At 58.7% G+C, this 16,324-nt stretch carries 13 protein-coding genes and 2 tRNA genes; 12 read left to right on the top strand and 3 right to left on the bottom strand.

Features of this window, described 5'->3' with window-relative positions; all coding sequences use genetic code 11:
- Nucleotides 1-4: 4 nt before the first annotated feature.
- Nucleotides 5-370 carry a HesB/IscA family protein gene (locus tag A0U93_RS03070; RefSeq protein WP_077806048.1) on the top strand — a complete coding sequence of 122 codons (366 nt, stop codon included), beginning with the start codon at nucleotides 5-7 and terminating at the stop codon, nucleotides 368-370.
- Between the two features lie 23 nt (nucleotides 371-393).
- Here A0U93_RS03070 and A0U93_RS03065 read toward each other — a convergent pair whose 3' ends face one another.
- From A0U93_RS03065 to A0U93_RS03055, 3 genes are all read right to left on the bottom strand, one after another.
- Nucleotides 394-1,677, bottom strand: coding sequence for a class I SAM-dependent RNA methyltransferase (locus tag A0U93_RS03065; protein ID WP_077806047.1), 1,284 nt, complete (start codon nucleotides 1,675-1,677; stop codon nucleotides 394-396).
- 27 nt (nucleotides 1,678-1,704) lie between these two features.
- Nucleotides 1,705-3,663: a DEAD/DEAH box helicase gene (locus A0U93_RS03060; protein ID WP_077806046.1), complete on the bottom strand. Its 1,959-nt coding sequence runs from the start codon at nucleotides 3,661-3,663 to the stop codon at nucleotides 1,705-1,707.
- A 357-nt stretch (nucleotides 3,664-4,020) separates the two neighbouring features.
- Nucleotides 4,021-4,470, bottom strand: a complete 450-nt coding sequence (locus tag A0U93_RS03055) for a hypothetical protein (protein ID WP_077806045.1) — start codon at nucleotides 4,468-4,470, stop codon at nucleotides 4,021-4,023.
- A gap of 99 nt (nucleotides 4,471-4,569) precedes the next feature.
- Between A0U93_RS03055 and A0U93_RS03050 the strand changes: the two genes are divergently transcribed.
- The 11 genes from A0U93_RS03050 (at nucleotide 4,570) to A0U93_RS03000 (ending at nucleotide 16,302) form a co-directional block, all read left to right on the top strand.
- Complete coding sequence (locus A0U93_RS03050; protein ID WP_077806044.1) at nucleotides 4,570-5,994, top strand: NAD(P)H-hydrate dehydratase; 1,425 nt, start codon at nucleotides 4,570-4,572, stop codon at nucleotides 5,992-5,994.
- 64 nt (nucleotides 5,995-6,058) lie between these two features.
- A tRNA-Leu gene (locus tag A0U93_RS03045) sits at nucleotides 6,059-6,143 on the top strand.
- 160 nt (nucleotides 6,144-6,303) lie between these two features.
- On the top strand, nucleotides 6,304-7,635 hold the full coding sequence (gene tig / locus A0U93_RS03040; protein ID WP_077806043.1) for a trigger factor: 1,332 nt from the start codon (nucleotides 6,304-6,306) through the stop codon (nucleotides 7,633-7,635).
- A gap of 130 nt (nucleotides 7,636-7,765) precedes the next feature.
- The gene (locus tag A0U93_RS03035) at nucleotides 7,766-8,410 is read left to right on the top strand and encodes an ATP-dependent Clp protease proteolytic subunit (RefSeq protein ID WP_174807247.1); all 645 of its coding nucleotides are present in this window, start codon (nucleotides 7,766-7,768) and stop codon (nucleotides 8,408-8,410) included.
- Nucleotides 8,411-8,548: 138 nt separating this feature from the next.
- A complete protein-coding gene (gene clpX / locus A0U93_RS03030) occupies nucleotides 8,549-9,814 on the top strand; it encodes an ATP-dependent Clp protease ATP-binding subunit ClpX (protein ID WP_077808288.1) in 1,266 nt (421 codons plus the stop codon).
- Nucleotides 9,815-9,974: 160 nt separating this feature from the next.
- Entirely contained in the window at nucleotides 9,975-12,443 is a 2,469-nt protein-coding gene (gene lon / locus A0U93_RS03025) for an endopeptidase La (protein ID WP_077806041.1), read from the top strand.
- Nucleotides 12,444-12,643: 200 nt separating this feature from the next.
- Nucleotides 12,644-12,928 carry an HU family DNA-binding protein gene (locus A0U93_RS03020; protein WP_077806040.1) on the top strand — a complete coding sequence of 95 codons (285 nt, stop codon included), beginning with the start codon at nucleotides 12,644-12,646 and terminating at the stop codon, nucleotides 12,926-12,928.
- Between the two features lie 49 nt (nucleotides 12,929-12,977).
- Nucleotides 12,978-13,052, top strand: a tRNA-Val gene (locus A0U93_RS03015).
- Nucleotides 13,053-13,073: 21 nt separating this feature from the next.
- Nucleotides 13,074-13,802: a biotin--[acetyl-CoA-carboxylase] ligase gene (locus tag A0U93_RS03010; protein ID WP_077806039.1), complete on the top strand. Its 729-nt coding sequence runs from the start codon at nucleotides 13,074-13,076 to the stop codon at nucleotides 13,800-13,802.
- Between the two features lie 10 nt (nucleotides 13,803-13,812).
- Nucleotides 13,813-14,634: a type III pantothenate kinase gene (locus tag A0U93_RS03005; protein ID WP_077806038.1), complete on the top strand. Its 822-nt coding sequence runs from the start codon at nucleotides 13,813-13,815 to the stop codon at nucleotides 14,632-14,634.
- Nucleotides 14,635-14,655: 21 nt separating this feature from the next.
- Nucleotides 14,656-16,302 (top strand): ribonuclease J, encoded by a 1,647-nt coding sequence (locus A0U93_RS03000; protein ID WP_077806037.1) that lies wholly within the window; start codon nucleotides 14,656-14,658, stop codon nucleotides 16,300-16,302.
- Nucleotides 16,303-16,324 lie beyond the last annotated feature (22 nt).

Raw genomic sequence — 16,324 nt, 5'->3', positions numbered from 1 at the left:
ACTGATGTCTGAAACGCAAGCCGCAACGGTTCAGCGGACGCTTCCGCCTCTAATGTCGCTTTCCGATCGCGCGGCCGCGCGCCTCAGGTCTTTGTATGCCACCGCCCATCAGGGACGGTTACTACGAATTTCCGTTTCGACGCGAGGCTGCTCGGGCATGTCCTACGACATGAATTTCGTGGATGCACCCGCCGAGCATGACGAGAAGATTGTCGATGGCGATCTGACGCTTCTGGTCGACCGGCGTGCGACACTGTTTTTGATCGGGACCGTCATGGATTACGAAACGAAAGACCTTGAATCGGGGTTTACCTTCACGAATCCCAATGAAAAAGGTCGCTGCGGATGTGGCGAGAGTTTCCACGTCTGAAGAGTATCCCTTGCTGCCGTCGGTCAGGCGGCGGCAGGGTAACGCTTGCGCAGGCGTTTTCGGTCCTTGCTGAATGTCACCACGGTCTCAACCTCTGACGACCAGAGGAACTGGTCGATGACTGTGAGGTCGAGAATTTCGTATCCGGCTTTGTTCAAGGATCGTGCGTCTTTGACCAGAGCTTTCGGATTGCAGCTGACATAGATGATGTCGGCGATATCCGACGCTGCGATCGCGTCCAGCTGGGGACCGGCACCGGAATACGGTGGGTCGAGGACGACAACCCGCGCCTTGGCGATTTCCTGTGCGCTGAGCGGTTGCCGGACAAGGTCGCGGTTGAATGTATCGATACGGTGGCCCGCCTGAGCTTTGCGCAGGGCGGTCGCAGCGGCAGTATCGCCCTCGTAGGCCTGGACCTTCCCTTTTTGCGACAGCGGGCCTGTCAATGTGCCGCATCCGGCGTATAGCTCGATAATAATATCGCGCTTGTTAAGCGTCGGCAGGCCTCTCAGCACAGCCTGAACGATTGCGTTCTCGCCTTCAGGCGTTGCTTGCAGGAAAGCGCCTGTCGGCGGTGACACGGTTAATGGCCCGAAGATTTGGTTCACTGGTGCAATCTGCGCCAGCGTCTCTCGCTGCGGCGAACGCGCGCTCGATGCCCAGGATATGCGCGGTATCGAATGCTTGCGTGCGAAATCTGCCAATTTCGCACGATCGGAGGCTGTCGGCTCATTGGCGGTTCGTAACAGCAGGTCTGGACCGGTAGCGAGGAGATTGATTTGCAGATCGCCGACACCGGTCAAGGCGCCAAGGGTTGAGAAGACCAGGCGCAATGGTTCCAGCAATGCCACGATTTCCGGACTGGCCACATGACATGTCGTCATATCGACAGGTGGCCCATGCCTTTGATGCAGTCCAATGACCATGCCGTTCGGAACGCGCTGAATACCAAGGTCGAGCCGACGGCGCGTTCGCTCGGCGGTTTGGAAGAGAACCGGCTCGGGCACGACGATAAAGCCGGCTTCCGAAAGCGCTTGCTGCACGCGGTCGGCTTTCCAGTCGAGCAGGGCATCGAGACGCAGCATTTGCAGGGTGCAGCCACCGCATGCGCCGAAAAGCGGGCATGGGGGCACCACGCGTGCCGGCGAGGCATGCAGGATCGATCGCAACGCCGCTGCGCGGGGTGACTGGCGTTCTACTTCGACGATTTCGCCAGGCAGTGCGCCCGGAACGAAGATTGTCTCGTTTTGATGATGGCCGAGTCCATCTCCATCCGCGCCGAGCGCGACGATGGAGAGTTCGAACATCCTGTCATGACCATCCACGAACAAGACTTAAGCGGATTCGCCACGATGCTGAACCGGGCCCTGACGATCCGGCTCCGAAACTCGGTTGGGTGTACGACGTGGTAGAAGCATGAAAGCGGGCGTTTCGGACCCGAACCCTGTTGCCGGCGCATCATGGTCGAAATGGGCGGCCGGTGCGACGGGCGCAGGGGCGCGACGGCTTGGCTTTTCGGGGTGCTGCGCTTGCGTCTCGGTCCGACTATCTTCCCGGCGGGCATCGTCGTGGCGTGTCCGCCGTTTGTCGTGCTTACGATCGTTTTTCCTGCGATGATCGCGACGCGGCGGTTCCGCATCCGGGTCGGCCCAAGGCAGTGTTTCAATACCGTCGATCACTGGCTGTGCGATGGTCTTGTGGGTCAGCTTTTCGATCGCTTCCAGCAGATTGTGCTGAAAGGGCGTTGCCAGACTGTAGGCGTGACCGAGTTTTCCGGCCCGACCTGTGCGTCCGATACGATGGACGTAGTCTTCCGCATGAAACGGCAGATCGAAATTGAACACATGCGACAGCCCGCTGATGTCGATGCCGCGTGCCGCCACGTCCGAACAGACCAAGATTTTCAGTTCACCATTTTTGAAACGCTCAAGCGTGCTCGACCGCACGGACTGGGGCAGATCGCCATGCAGGTGACCGACGGCAAAATGATGCTTGTGAAGTGATTTGTAGAGAACATCGACATCGCGCTTGCGATTGCAGAAAACGATCGCATTCTGCACGTCTTCATGGCGCAACAGCTTGCGCAAGGTGCGTCGCTTGTCGTGCTCATCGACGACGAGCAGGGCTTCCTCGATTGTCGCGGCGACAGATGCCGCTCGGGCTACAGTGATTTCCTCTGGCGTGCGCAGGAACGCATCGGCAAGCTTGCGGATTTCCGGTGCCATCGTGGCCGAAAAGAACAGCGTCTGTCGATCGGTCGGAAGGAAGCCGACGATGCGCTCGATATCGGGAATAAAGCCCATGTCGAGCATGCGGTCGGCTTCATCGATTACCAACAGTCTCGCCTGGGTCAGCAGAAGACCGCCACGCTCAAACAGGTCCAGCAGGCGACCGGGTGTTGCGATCAGCACGTCGACGCCCTGATTGAGGACGGCGCGCTGGTCCGCCATGCTTTCACCGCCGATAAGCAGCGCATGGCTAAGACGCAGATGCTGACCGTATGACTTGAAATTCTCGGCGACCTGAAGTGCCAGCTCGCGTGTTGGTTCGAGAATAAGCGAGCGCGGCATCCTGGCGCGCGCGCGGGAACCGGATAGCAGTTCCAGCATCGGCAATGTGAATGATGCCGTTTTGCCGGTGCCGGTCTGTGCCACGCCAAGAACGTCGCGCCCACTCAGCACCACCGGAATGGCCGCTGCCTGGATGGGGGTCGGTCGCTCATAGCCCATGGAAGAGATGGCGCGCATGATCGGTTCGGACAGACCCAGTTCCGAGAAGGGCGGCAAGGAGACGCTGTCCGTCTTCTCTTCAACCGTCTCGATGTCCTTGGAAGGCGTGTCTTCCAAGTGTTCGGAGGCAACTACCGGTGCGTCGACGTCTTCAGTTTCTGGAACTGGTTTGGGACGTATGTTTTTTTTCGTCGGCTTTACGCTCGCGGATGCCTCGGGCGCCGCTGTGGCTTTCCGTGGGCGTCCACGACGCTTCGGTGCTGCAACAGCGGTGGTTTCGACCTCGGTGGCCGGTTCCGGAGAGGCGACGGCCTCGACCGCCGCATTAGGGACAGGCGGTGCGCCTGCCACCTTCGTTTTGGATTGACGTGGTTTGGTCGCGGCGGATTTTGCTGTTTTCTTCGCAGGAGTAGCCGCTTTCTGATTCACCGGCGAATTTTCAACTGACGGTGCTTCCGTCTTCCTGCGCGTCTTTTTGACGGCCGTCTTTGTTGCAGGCGGAACGTCCGCGACAACCTCCGGCGCAACGGCGGCTTTCCTTGGGCGACCACGACCGCGTTTCACAGGCGTGCTTTCCGCTTTGGCGGCAGCAGGGGACACCTGAGACGACGGCTTCTGTGCAGAAGCATTCTCTTCTTCAGGAGCAGGCCGCGATGCGGCGATTTCCGGCGTCGGCGATGTTGCCGCCTCTGACACGCTTGATTTGACGACGCGCTTCCGGGAGGGGCGAGTCGAACTGGAAGCTGCGGTTTTCTTGGGGCTCAAACTGCTCTCGAATGCTTCACAATTGTGTCGAATACCGATTCGCTACGTATTGGCCAGCCGATATTCGAGTTGTGGGTCCATGACGGTGGCTGTGCGTTATCGCCATTCGTCCGACAAATCAAGTATTTCAATGATGCAACCATCGGGGAAGCGAAATTAAATCGTGCCCATGGCGGCGCAGAGAATGGTCAGGGCGCCGAGCGCAAGCATGATAACGATGCGGTTGCGGATTGTGTTGAATAGGGCCGGTTGCGGCCGGATCGCGCGGCGTGCGGCGCGCAGTGGTCCCAGTTCGACGCTCAGGTAGACGGCGGTCATGACGAGCCCGAGCAGCTGCATGGCATTGATCGGCCACGGCACCATCGCGAAGCCACCGACGTGGAAGACAAGCGCCCATCCGGTCAGAAGCGTTACCGGGACAATATGCCGTAACCCGCGACAATAGCGCGAATAGGTCTGTAACTGGACGTTGAGGCGGGCTGCCGGTTCAAGCAGTGTGATGCTGTTGCGCAATGTCAGCGTGAGGAAGGCGCCGCCGCCCACCCAATACGCAATGCAAAGAATATGGAGTGCGAGCACGAGGCTCCATAGAATTGAACCGGCCATGGGAATCCTGACGAAAAGGCAACGCGAACGGTTCCGTTTCTCGTTCGTTCGTAACATCAACGCAAGTCTTCTTCTTTTTCGGTGCGAGGTGGATGTCACATGATGAACGACCAACACCTGTTGTTGCCCAATCCAGACGAATGTCATGCGCTGGATATTCAGGCCAGCAAGGCCATGCCCATTTCGCAACTGATGGCGAACGCTGGCTGGGCCGTCGCGCGGGCCGTGCGTCGCCGCTTTCGTCCGGGTCGTGTGCTGGTGCTTTGTGGGCCGGGGAACAATGGAGGGGACGGTTACGTGGCGGCAAGAGTTCTTGCCGAGGCCGGATGGCCCGTGGCCGTTGCAGCACTCGGGCCACCGCAGGAGGGGTCGGCGGCTGCCATGGCCGCCAACCGGTGGTTCGGTCCGATGGTGCCGTTCTCGGTCGATGAGGTGAAACGTGCGGATATCGTCATCGACGCGATTTTTGGCGCGGGTCTCAGCCGTGCGCCTGGTGCGCAGATCGTCGACATGCTGCGGGCAGCGCGGCACCTCGTCGCGATCGATATGCCGACCGGGATATCGGGTGGAACCGGCGCAGTTCTGGCGGATGTGCCATCGGCGGCTTTGACGGTCACATTCGTGCGGCGGAAGCCCGGGCATATTCTGACGCCGGGTGGCCCGATGTGTGGCGACGTGATCTGTGCCGACATCGGCATGCCGGAGGCGTTGGTCAAGGAGCAGGGTATAAGGACATGGCACAACGAGCCGGGATTATGGCATGTGCCGGATATGGCGGCGTTCAGCCATAAATATAGCAGGGGCGCTGTCAGCCTGTGTGCAGGGGGTGCCATGCCGGGCGCAGCGCGCCTGGCGGCAGCCGGCGCGCGCGCGAGCGGTGCCGGGCTGGTGCGGATCAGCGCAGGTAATAATGCAGCAGCCTACAAGCTCGGCGCGCCGGGATTGATCGTGGATGACGCGCCGCTGGAGACGCTGTTGAAGGATGACCGCCGACGGGTCTGGATTTGTGGTCCCGGCCTGACGGCGGATGAGGTGGCGGCGAGCCTTCCCGTTCTGATTGCCGCTGATCGCACGGTTCTGGCGGACGCCGGCGCATTGGGTTGGGCAAGTGAGAATCCGGACCGGCTCCGGGGTGTTGCCGCTATCACTCCACATATTGGCGAATTCTCACGCTTGTTCGGCAAACCCGGAGACGACCGCCTGAAGGCAGCGCGCGATGCTGCGCGGCAGATCAATGCCGTCGTGGTCATGAAGGGGGCTGATACGATCATTGCGTCCCCTGATGGACGGGCCGCGATCAACGATCATGCAAGTCCTGCCCTGGCGACGGCGGGGTCCGGCGATACGCTGGCCGGTATTATCGGAACGATGCTGGCGGCCGGCATGCCGGTCTGGGAGGCGTGTTGTGCCGGTGTGTGGATTCATGGTGAGGCCGGATTGCGTGCTGGCGACTGGCCGATTGCCGAGGATCTGGACCGTTTTCTGGGTGCCGCACGCGATAAGGCGGTGCGTCTCGGCTTGTGAAGATCGAAGAGTTCATGTAAAGGCGCGCGCTTGATGCCTCGTGTGGCGAGGTTCGACGTACGTAGCGGGCGTGGTGGAATTGGTAGACACGCCAGATTTAGGTTCTGGTGACGCAAGTTGTGGGGGTTCAAGTCCCTCCGCCCGTACCAAACGTCGCAATGCCACGGCCGGGCTCCTTTGGGAGTTGGTCCCGTCTGGTCAGGGCATCGACATTAACTGGTCTAGGTCCAGGCCTGTCGGAGCGATAAATCGTGTTGCGACGGCCTGAACATACGACAGCAACCCGATTCAAAGAGGATCGCCTGGCAGATGCAGGTTACGCAAACGCATTCCGAAGGTCTTAAGCGCGGCTTCACCGTTACCGTGCCGGCTGGCGACCTGGAGGCGCGTCGCGCCGCTCGCCTTGCCGAGTTGGGCCGCACCATCAACCTGCCTGGCTTTCGTCCCGGCAAGGTTCCCGTCTCGCTCGTGAAGCAGCGCTATGGCGCGGCGATCGATGGCGAGGTGCTGGAGCAGGCTGTCAACGACACCACGAGCAAGGTCATCGAGGATCAGAAGCTTCGTCCGGCGACGCAGCCGAAGGTGGAGCTTGTTTCCGGTGCCGAAGGCAAGGGTGATCTTGAATTCAAGATCGATTTCGAAATCCTGCCTGACATCGCCACGCCCGACCTCAGTAACCTTGAGCTCACGCGCCTGACTGCGAAGCCCAGCGCCGAGGTTGTGGACAAGGCGTTGAACGAGCTGGCCAAGCGCCAGCGCAGCTTCGAGTCCATCGAGGAAGATCGTCCGGCGGCGCAGGGTGACGTTCTGAACGTTGATTTCGTTGGCAAGCTGGACGGCACGCCTTTCGATGGCGGCACGGCGCAGGATGTGAATGTCGAGATCGGCGGGGAAGGGTTCATTCCCGGTTTCGCCGAGCAGCTCGAAGGCATGAAGCCGGGCGAAGAAAAGGTAATCAACGTTACGTTTCCGGCCGACTACAATGCCAAGGAGTTGGCGGGCAAGGGCGCGACGTTCGACATCAAGGCGAACGCGCTCAAGAAGCCTGTCGATCCGGCGCTGGACGACGAACTGGCGAAGAAAATCGGTTTCGAAGGCATCGAGCAGGTTCGCGATCTGGTCTCGAAGCAGGCCGAAAACGAGTATGCCCAGCTTTCCCGCCTGCGCATCAAGCGCGAACTGCTGGATGCTCTGGCCGAGAAAACTGATTTCCCGGCACCGGAAAGCATGATCGACGCCGAATTTGCGCAGATCTGGCAGCGCGTGGAGCAGGATCGTGCGAACGGCGAGACGGATGAGGAAGACGAAGGCAAGGACGAGGAAACGCTGCGCGCCGACTATCGCAAGATTGCGGAACGCCGTGTGAAGCTGGGTCTGCTTCTGGCTGAAATCGGTCGTGCCAAGGAGATCACAGTCTCGCGCGAAGAGCTTATGCAGGCGGTGCGTCAGGAAGCCATGCGCTATCCGGGGCAAGAGCAGGCCGTGTTCGAATTCTTCGGCAAAAATCCGCAGGCAGCGGATGGGCTGCGTGGTCCGATCCTTGAAAACAAGGTCGTCGACTATCTTATCGAGCTTGCGAAAGTGACGGACAAGGAAGTGACGCCGGAGGAACTGGCTGAAATTCCGCCTGCCGATCTCTGATCGTTGCCATGGTGGCGAATCCCGGAGCCAAGTTTTTGACGTGCAGGCTCTGGGAGTTCATGGTGGCCATACCAACATGTTAGACCCGTCCTGGGCGCCCGTATGGCGTCCGGGCAATCAAGGAACGGAAATGGCCATGAGGGATCGCGATCCCGTTGAGGTTTTCAACAACGCGCTGGTGCCGATGGTCGTCGAGCAGACATCCCGCGGCGAGCGTGCGTTCGATATCTACTCGCGTCTTCTGCAGGAGCGCATCATTTTCCTGACTGGTCCGGTTTACGATCAGGTGGCGGCAGTTATCTCTGCGCAGCTTCTGTATCTGGAAAGTGTCAATCCCTCGAAAGAGATCTCGTTTTACATCAACAGCCCAGGCGGTGTCGTATCTGCGGGCTTGGCGATGTACGACACGATGCAATACATCCGCAGCCCGGTGAGCACGGTTTGCATCGGGCAGGCGGCATCGATGGGATCATTGTTGCTGGCCGGTGGAGAGAAGGGGCGTCGGTTCTGTCTGCCGAACGCGCGTGTCATGGTGCATCAGCCTTCCGGCGGCGCACAGGGGCAGGCTTCCGACATCGAGATTCAGGCACGCGAGATTTTGCTGATCCGCCAGCGACTGAATGAGATTTATCGTGAGCACACCGGGCGTACGCTTGAGGAAATCGAGCAGAAGCTTGAGCGTGACAGCTATCTTTCTGCGGATGAGGCACTTCAGTTCGGCTTGATCGACGAGGTTGTGCAGCGGCGTCCTCCCGGTCTGGCCGAGCGTGGTTGATTTGTTGTCCCTATCCTTGTGAGCGTCGATTATGACGCCGAGGATGGGACTTGCCGAGCCGCATAGGCTCGGCCTAGAAATTGGAGTTCCTTTGCCGATTGGTTGTCAGAGCCTTCGCCAAGGGGAGAGGGAGCAATGATGAACAACAAATCCGGCGACCCGAAGAACACATTGTATTGCTCGTTCTGCGGAAAGTCCCAGCATGAGGTCCGCAAGCTGATTGCTGGCCCAACGGTGTTCATCTGCGACGAATGCGTCGAACTTTGCATGGATATCATTCGCGAGGAGCATAAGACGCATCTCGTGAAGTCGCGCGATGGCGTGCCGACTCCCAAGGAAATCTGCAAGGTTCTGGACGATTACGTCATCGGCCAGTTCGAGGCGAAGAAGGCCCTCTCCGTTGCGGTGCATAACCATTACAAGCGGTTGGCGCACGCGCAGAAGAACAACGACGTCGAGATCGCCAAGTCCAACATTATGCTGATTGGGCCGACGGGCTCGGGCAAGACGCTTCTGGCGCAGACTCTTGCGCGTATTCTCGACGTGCCGTTTACAATGGCGGATGCGACGACGCTGACCGAAGCCGGATATGTGGGTGAGGATGTCGAGAACATCATCCTGAAGCTGTTGCAGGCTGCGGATTACAATGTTGAGCGTGCACAGCGAGGCATTGTCTATATCGATGAGATCGACAAGATTTCGCGTAAGTCGGATAATCCGTCCATCACCCGTGATGTCAGCGGGGAAGGTGTTCAGCAGGCGCTTCTTAAGCTGATGGAAGGTACGGTTGCTTCCGTACCGCCGCAAGGTGGTCGTAAACATCCGCAGCAGGAATTCCTGCAGGTGGATACCACCAATATGCTTTTCATTTGCGGTGGTGCGTTTGCCGGTCTGGACAAGATTATCAGTTCGCGTGGAAAAGGCTCGGGCATTGGTTTTGGAGCCGATGTTCAGGATCCTGACCGCCAGCGGCTTGGCGCGGTTTTGCAGAGTGTCGAGCCTGAGGACTTGCTCAAGTTTGGTTTGATTCCGGAGTTTATTGGACGCCTTCCGGTTCTTGCGACGCTTGGAGATCTGGACGAGGCAGCGCTGATCGAAATCCTGACGAAGCCCAAGAACGCTCTTGTGAAGCAGTATCAGCGCCTGTTCCAGATGGAAGGCGTCAGCCTGACATTCACGGATGATGCGCTGACGCAGATTGCTCAACGAGCGATTGCGCGAAAGACCGGTGCACGTGGGTTGCGCTCCATCATGGAGAATATCCTGCTGGGCACGATGTTCGATCTGCCAGGTCTTGAAAATGTCGAAGAGGTTGTAATCAACCGCGATGTTGCCGAGAGCAAGGCGTCTCCGGTGTATGTGTACGGTTCGAACAAGTCGCTTCCTGCCGAGCAATCCGCCTGATCGCCCCGTCCGGCCTGTGCTGCGGACTTACTTGCATCGCCGCGACATCATCCACATATGACAATGAACGATATGTCGCGGTGAATTTCTTCCGCTGATTGGCGATGGCATGCCATATTGGGTGCCAGTCGCTCGGATCGTCCCTGAGGAGATCAAAAACATGAGTGAAGACGACAACAAAAAGGCGGCTGCACCGAAGCGGTCAGGACGCAGTGCGGCGGTTAAAGCGAAGGAGGCTTCGTCGCCTGCCCCGACGATGGCCGTGCTGCCGCTTCGCGACATCGTCGTATTTCCGCATATGATCGTGCCCCTGTTCGTGGGGCGCGAGAAATCCGTTCGGGCGCTTGAGGCGGTGACGAAAGAGGATAAGCAGATCCTGCTTGTCGCGCAGAAGAACGCTTCGCAGGACGATCCGAGTGCCGATGATATCTATCGCTACGGCACGGTCTCCACAATTCTTCAGTTGCTCAAACTCCCGGATGGGACGGTCAAGGTTCTGGTGGAAGGAATACGTCGGGCGCGTATTTCCGAGTTCCACGACATTGACGGGCATTTCGAAGCGGAAATCGAGGAAGTTCAGGAAGAAAATCCTGCCAACAGCGAGACCGAGGCGCTGGGTCGGACGGCCATTTCGCAGTTTGAGCAATATATCAAGCTCAACAAGAAGATCGCGCCCGAGGTGATGGTCTCCCTCAATCAGATCGATGATTCGTCCAAGCTGGCGGATACGATTGCGAGCCATCTGAATCTGAAGATATCGGAAAAGCAGGATATCCTCGAGACGGCCTCTGTCACGCAGCGCCTTGAGCAGGTGTTCGCGCATATGGAGCAGGAAATCGGTGTTCTCCAGGTGGAGAAGCGAATCCGCAATCGCGTCAAGCGTCAGATGGAAAAGACGCAGCGTGAGTACTATCTGAACGAGCAACTCAAGGCTATTCAGAAGGAGCTTGGCGAGGGCGATGACGGTCGCGACGAGACGGCCGAGATCGAGGAGAAAATCAAGAAAACGCGCCTGAGCCCCGAGGCGCGCGATAAGGCAACTGCCGAATTGAAGAAGTTGCGCGGCATGAGTCCGATGTCGGCGGAATCGACCGTCGTGCGCAATTACCTCGACTGGATACTGAGTATCCCCTGGAAAAAGCGATCCAAGATTTCGAAAGATTTCAAGATCGCCGAGGAGGTGCTGGAGAGCGATCATTACGGGCTGGAGAAGGTCAAGGAGCGCATTCTTGAATATCTTGCTGTCCAGACGCGTTCGCAGAAGCTGAAGGGGCCGATCCTGTGCCTCGTCGGTCCGCCGGGCGTTGGCAAGACATCGTTGGCCCGTTCGATCGCCAAGGCGACCGGGCGTAACTATGTGCGTATGTCACTCGGTGGCGTGCACGATGAGTCCGAAATCCGGGGACATCGTCGTACTTATATCGGATCGATGCCCGGCAAGATCGTGCAAGGCATGAAAAAGGCGAAAACGTCTAACCCGCTGTTCCTGTTGGACGAGATCGACAAGTTGGGTTCTGACTGGCGCGGCGATCCTTCTTCTGCCCTTCTGGAGGTGCTTGACCCCGAGCAGAACGCGACATTTGCCGATCACTACCTTGAGGTCGATTACGATCTTTCGGACGTGATGTTCGTCACGACGGCCAACAGCCTCAACATGCCGCAGCCTTTGCTGGATCGCATGGAGATCATTCGTCTGTCCGGCTATACGGAAGATGAAAAGGTCGAGATCGCACGTCGTCATCTGGTTGGGAAACAGGCGGAGGCGCATAGCCTGAAGCCGCATGAGTGGTCGATCAGTGACGATGCGTTACGCGAACTGATCCGTTCCTATACGCGTGAGGCGGGTGTCCGAAACCTGGAGCGCGAGATCGCCAAGGTTGCTCGCAAGGTGACCAAGGAACTGGTGACTTCCCACGTCGAATCCGTTGCCGTAACGGTCGAGAATCTTGATGCTTACGCCGGGATTCGTCGTTTCCGTCACGGTGAGACCGAACTTGAGGACATGGTCGGCGTCGTGACCGGGTTGGCATGGACCGAGGTAGGGGGAGAGATTCTCACCATCGAAAGTGTCATGGTTCCAGGGAAGGGCACGATAAAGAACACGGGCAAACTTGGTGATGTGATGCAGGAAAGCGTCTCGGCCGCATTGTCGTTTGTACGCTCTCGCGCCCTGACATTCGGGATCAAGCCGTCATTGTTTGAAAAGCGTGACATCCATGTACATGTGCCTGAGGGTGCGACACCCAAGGACGGTCCGTCTGCGGGTGTTGCCATGGCGACGAGCATTGTCAGCGTGATGACGGGTATCCCGATCCGGCGCGACATCGCTATGACTGGAGAGATTACGTTGCGCGGTCGCGTGCTTGAAATCGGCGGTTTGAAGGAGAAGTTGCTGGCGGCTACCCGCGCGGGGATCAAGACGGTCTTTATTCCCAAGGACAACGAAAAAGACCTGCCGGAAATTCCGGATAACGTGAAGAATATGCTCCGTATCGTTCCTGTGTCTCATGTCGATCAGGTGCTCAGCGGTGCGTTGACACGCCAGCCGGAGGCTATCGAATGGGACGAAGACGCCGAGCCCATCGCTGCGGCCGGGAACGGTACGACGCAGGCTCAGTTGCCGCATTGACCATGAGAAAAGGCGCCTCGGCTTGAATGCCGGGGCGTTTTTTATGGCAATCTTGTCGCATTGCCGCCCGAATGTCGTTTCACCAGCCCAGTGCCACAAAGCGATGGTTGACGCCTCGAAAAACGGCTTCATAGTGCAGTTCGAATGAAATACCCGTCTCGTGCTCCGAGCGGATTTTCTCCGAATCTGGAAGGCGTCAAATGGAAAAGCCACTCAACAAGCAAGAACTGATTGCGGCCGTTGCTGATGAAGTCGAGTTGACGAAAGCACAGGCTGGCGAAGCCGTAGATGCCGTTTTCAACGCTATCGAAAAGGCGCTCGCCAACAAGCAGGAAGTGCGTCTTGTGGGTTTCGGGTCGTTCGCGACCACCTCGCGCAAGGCCACAAAAGGACGAAATCCGCAGACAGGCAAGGAAATCGATATTCCTGCATCCACGTCAGTGCGTTTTAAGCCAGGCAAGGGGTTGAAAGACGCCGTTTCCTGAGCGATAAGGCTTCGCGTTGACAAACACCGTTATGTCAACCGTAGCTTTGGGGCGATTAGCTCAGCGGTAGAGCGTCTCGTTTACACCGAGAGGGTCGGCGGTTCAATCCCGTCATCGCCCACCATAATGAAGCAGTTTTTGACCTATGATCGAATGGCGTCTGGAGTGTCACGAGCAGTTGAGCTCGACGTCCGACCTGTGCCGATCAGAAGCAATGGCGGGCGCTGCTGAAGGCCTTGCGATCCTTGCTCACATGCAGAGTGCCGGCAGGGGAACAAGAGGCCGTACCTGGCAGTCGATCCGTGGCAATCTCTCATTTTCGTTTCTGTTGAGGCCGCGCGAAATCGCGGCATTGATACCGGTTATGCCGTTCTTGTGCAGCATTGCGCTGTATGACGCCGTTCACAGTCTTGCTCCCACGAAGCCGATATCGATCAAGTGGCCGAACGATCTCCTGCTCGACAATCGGAAGATGGCAGGGATTTTGATCGAGAGTTCGATGGACCGTGCATCTGGCTGGATCGTCGTGGGCATTGGCGCCAATCTCGTAGCAGCGCCTCAAATTGCAGGGCGGGAAGTTTCAAGTCTCGCCGAGGCCGTGGCAAATGTTCCTTCCGCCACCGAATTCGCACAGCGCATCCTGGCCGGATTTTCCGACACCCTGATGCGCTGGGAAACGGGTGGTGTCGATATCGTGCTAAGAGCGTGGCAGGAACGTGCGCACGCGATTGGTACGCGGCTTGCGGTTCAGCGTGATGGCTCTTATATAACAGGTTTCTTTAAGGGTCTGGATAAAAGCGGCCATCTGCTGCTTCAGACTGAAAGCGGTGAAAACCTGTCCTTTTCGACAGGTGACGTGCTGCTCACTGGTTGAAGGGCTCCGCGTGCTTCTCGTCGTTGATGCTGGCAACACCAATATTGTGTTCGCCGTCCATGACGGGACGGCGTGGCGCGGCACCTGGCGCATATCGACCAACGATCAGCGGACGGCAGATGAATATGCAATGTGGCTGCTCGCTTTGCTGGAGCGCCAGGGTCTCGATCCGAGCCGCGTCCATCGTGCCATCATCGGGACCGTCGTGCCCGCTGCGCTTTACCACTTGCGTCTGTTGTGCAGACAATGGCTCGAGATCGAGCCACTGATTGCAAACCTGAGCCTCGACTGGGGTTATCCGCTGCGTGTCGATACGCCCGCTGAAGTTGGGGTCGACCGTCGCCTGAATGGCCTGGCTGCACAAGTCATGTTTGGTGGTCCGCTTGTGGTGGTCGATTTCGGCACGGCGACGACGTTCGATGTCGTTGACGCGGACGGCGCATATTGTGGCGGCGCCATTGCTCCCGGCGTAAATCTGTCGCTTGAGGCGCTGCATCAGGCGGCTGCGCGGTTGCCCCGTATCAGTGTCGGGCGGCCATCCGCCGCAATCGGCAAAAGCACCACTGTCGCCATGCGATCCGGTTTGTTCTGGGGTTACGTCGGCCTTGTCGAGGGGATCGTCTCGCGCATTGCGCTTGAGATGGACACCTCCCTGAAAGTCATTGCTACCGGCGGGTTGGCCCCACTTTTCTCCGAAGGAACCGAGTTGTTCGCTCACGTGGTTCCCGAACTCACACTCGAAGGATTGCGCTTGCTGGCTGCGCGCAATCACGAATCACCAGCTTCTTTGGCATCGAATGCATGCGATGCGATTCAAGACTCAAATACATGATGATATCTGCAAGGAAATGAAATGAACGATATGACAGGCGGCTTGTCCTTTCTGCCTTTGGGCGGAACAGGCGAGATCGGCATGAATCTCAATCTCTACCGCCTCGACGGCACGTGGCTTGCGGTCGATTGCGGTATCGGCTTCTCCGGCAACGATACGCCGGAGGCGGAGGTCCTGATGCCGGACCCGGGCTTTATCGCAGAACGCTCGAAATCGCTGTGCGGGCTTGTTATCACGCACGCACATGAAGACCATCTCGGCGCTGTGGCGCATCTATGGCCGCAACTCCGCTGTCCGATTTATGCGACGCCTTTCGCCGCGGCGGTTCTGCGCCGAAAGCTCGGCGAGGCGCATCTGCTCAATCAGGTCAAGATCCACACCGTGCGCGGGAACGAGGCGTTTACGGTCGGTCCGTTCGATCTGCAGTTCGTCTCGGTGACGCACTCTGTGCCGGAAGCAAAGGCGCTGATCCTGCGCACGCCGCAAGGCATTATCGTGCATACCGGCGACTGGAAGCTGGATCAGGAGCCGGTCGTAGGCCCTGTTACCGACCTGGAGGCATTCAAGGCCATCGGCGATGAAGGCGTGCTCGCCATGGTGTCCGACAGCACCAACGCGCTCAAGGATGGCGTATCGGGCACGGAAGGTTCGGTGCGTGACAGCATGGCGGAACTGATTGCCAGCCTTCACGGTCGCATCGCGATCACCTGCTTTGCCAGCAACGTGGCGCGCGTCGACTCCATTGCCCGAGCCGCACGGAAGGCGGGCCGTGAGGTCATGATTGTCGGGCGTTCACTGCGCAATCTCGAGACAGCGGCACGCGAGTGCGGCTACTTCGCCGATCTGCCGCCGTTCCTGACGGAGCAGGATGCCAATTCGGTGGCGGATGACAACCTGCTGATGATTATCACCGGCAGTCAGGGTGAGCCCCGTTCGGCGCTGTCGCGTATTGCTTCCGATACCCATCCCAACATTACGTTGGGCGAGGGCGATACCGTCATCTACAGCTCACGGATGATTCCTGGAAACGAGCAGGCGGTCATGGCGGTGCAGGATAATCTGACACGTCGCGGCGTGACGGTCCTGACCGATAAGGACCATCTCGTCCATGTATCCGGGCATGCGACGCGTGACGACATGCGTACGCTTTACGAACTGGTCCGCCCTCAATACAGCGTGCCGGTCCACGGCGAGTGGCGTCATCTGACTGCCCATGCCGCATTGGCGCGCGATCTGGGCATCAACGCCGTATTGCTGGAAGATGGTGACGTTCTCAATCTCGGTCCGGGCTCGGTGGAGGTGATCGACACGGCACCGACGGGCCGGCTCGCACTGGATGGTGGGCGTCTGCTGCCGATGACAGGCGGTGTTCTGGCGGCACGTCGCAAAATGCTGTTCAACGGCATCGTGCTGGCGAGCTTTGCTGTGGATGACGAAGGTTATGTCATTGGCGAGCCCAAGATCAGCGCGCCGGGGTTGCTGGAATCCGAAGATCCGGAGAGCATCCGCATCACCCAGGAATTTGCCGATGCGATCGATGAAATTCCCGATGAACTGCGCCAGGACGACAATGCATTCCGTGACGCGGCCAAGACGGCCCTTCGCCGTGCGCTGGGCCGCAAGTTGCAGAAGCGCCCGCTCGTGGATGTCCATCTGCTACGTGTCTGATCGTATCGTTTCCGACCAAGCG

The organism is Neoasaia chiangmaiensis, assembly GCF_002005465.1.
Classification (GTDB): Bacteria; Pseudomonadota; Alphaproteobacteria; order Acetobacterales; family Acetobacteraceae; genus Neoasaia; species Neoasaia chiangmaiensis.
This window is presented reverse-complemented; position numbering and strand designations above follow the sequence as displayed.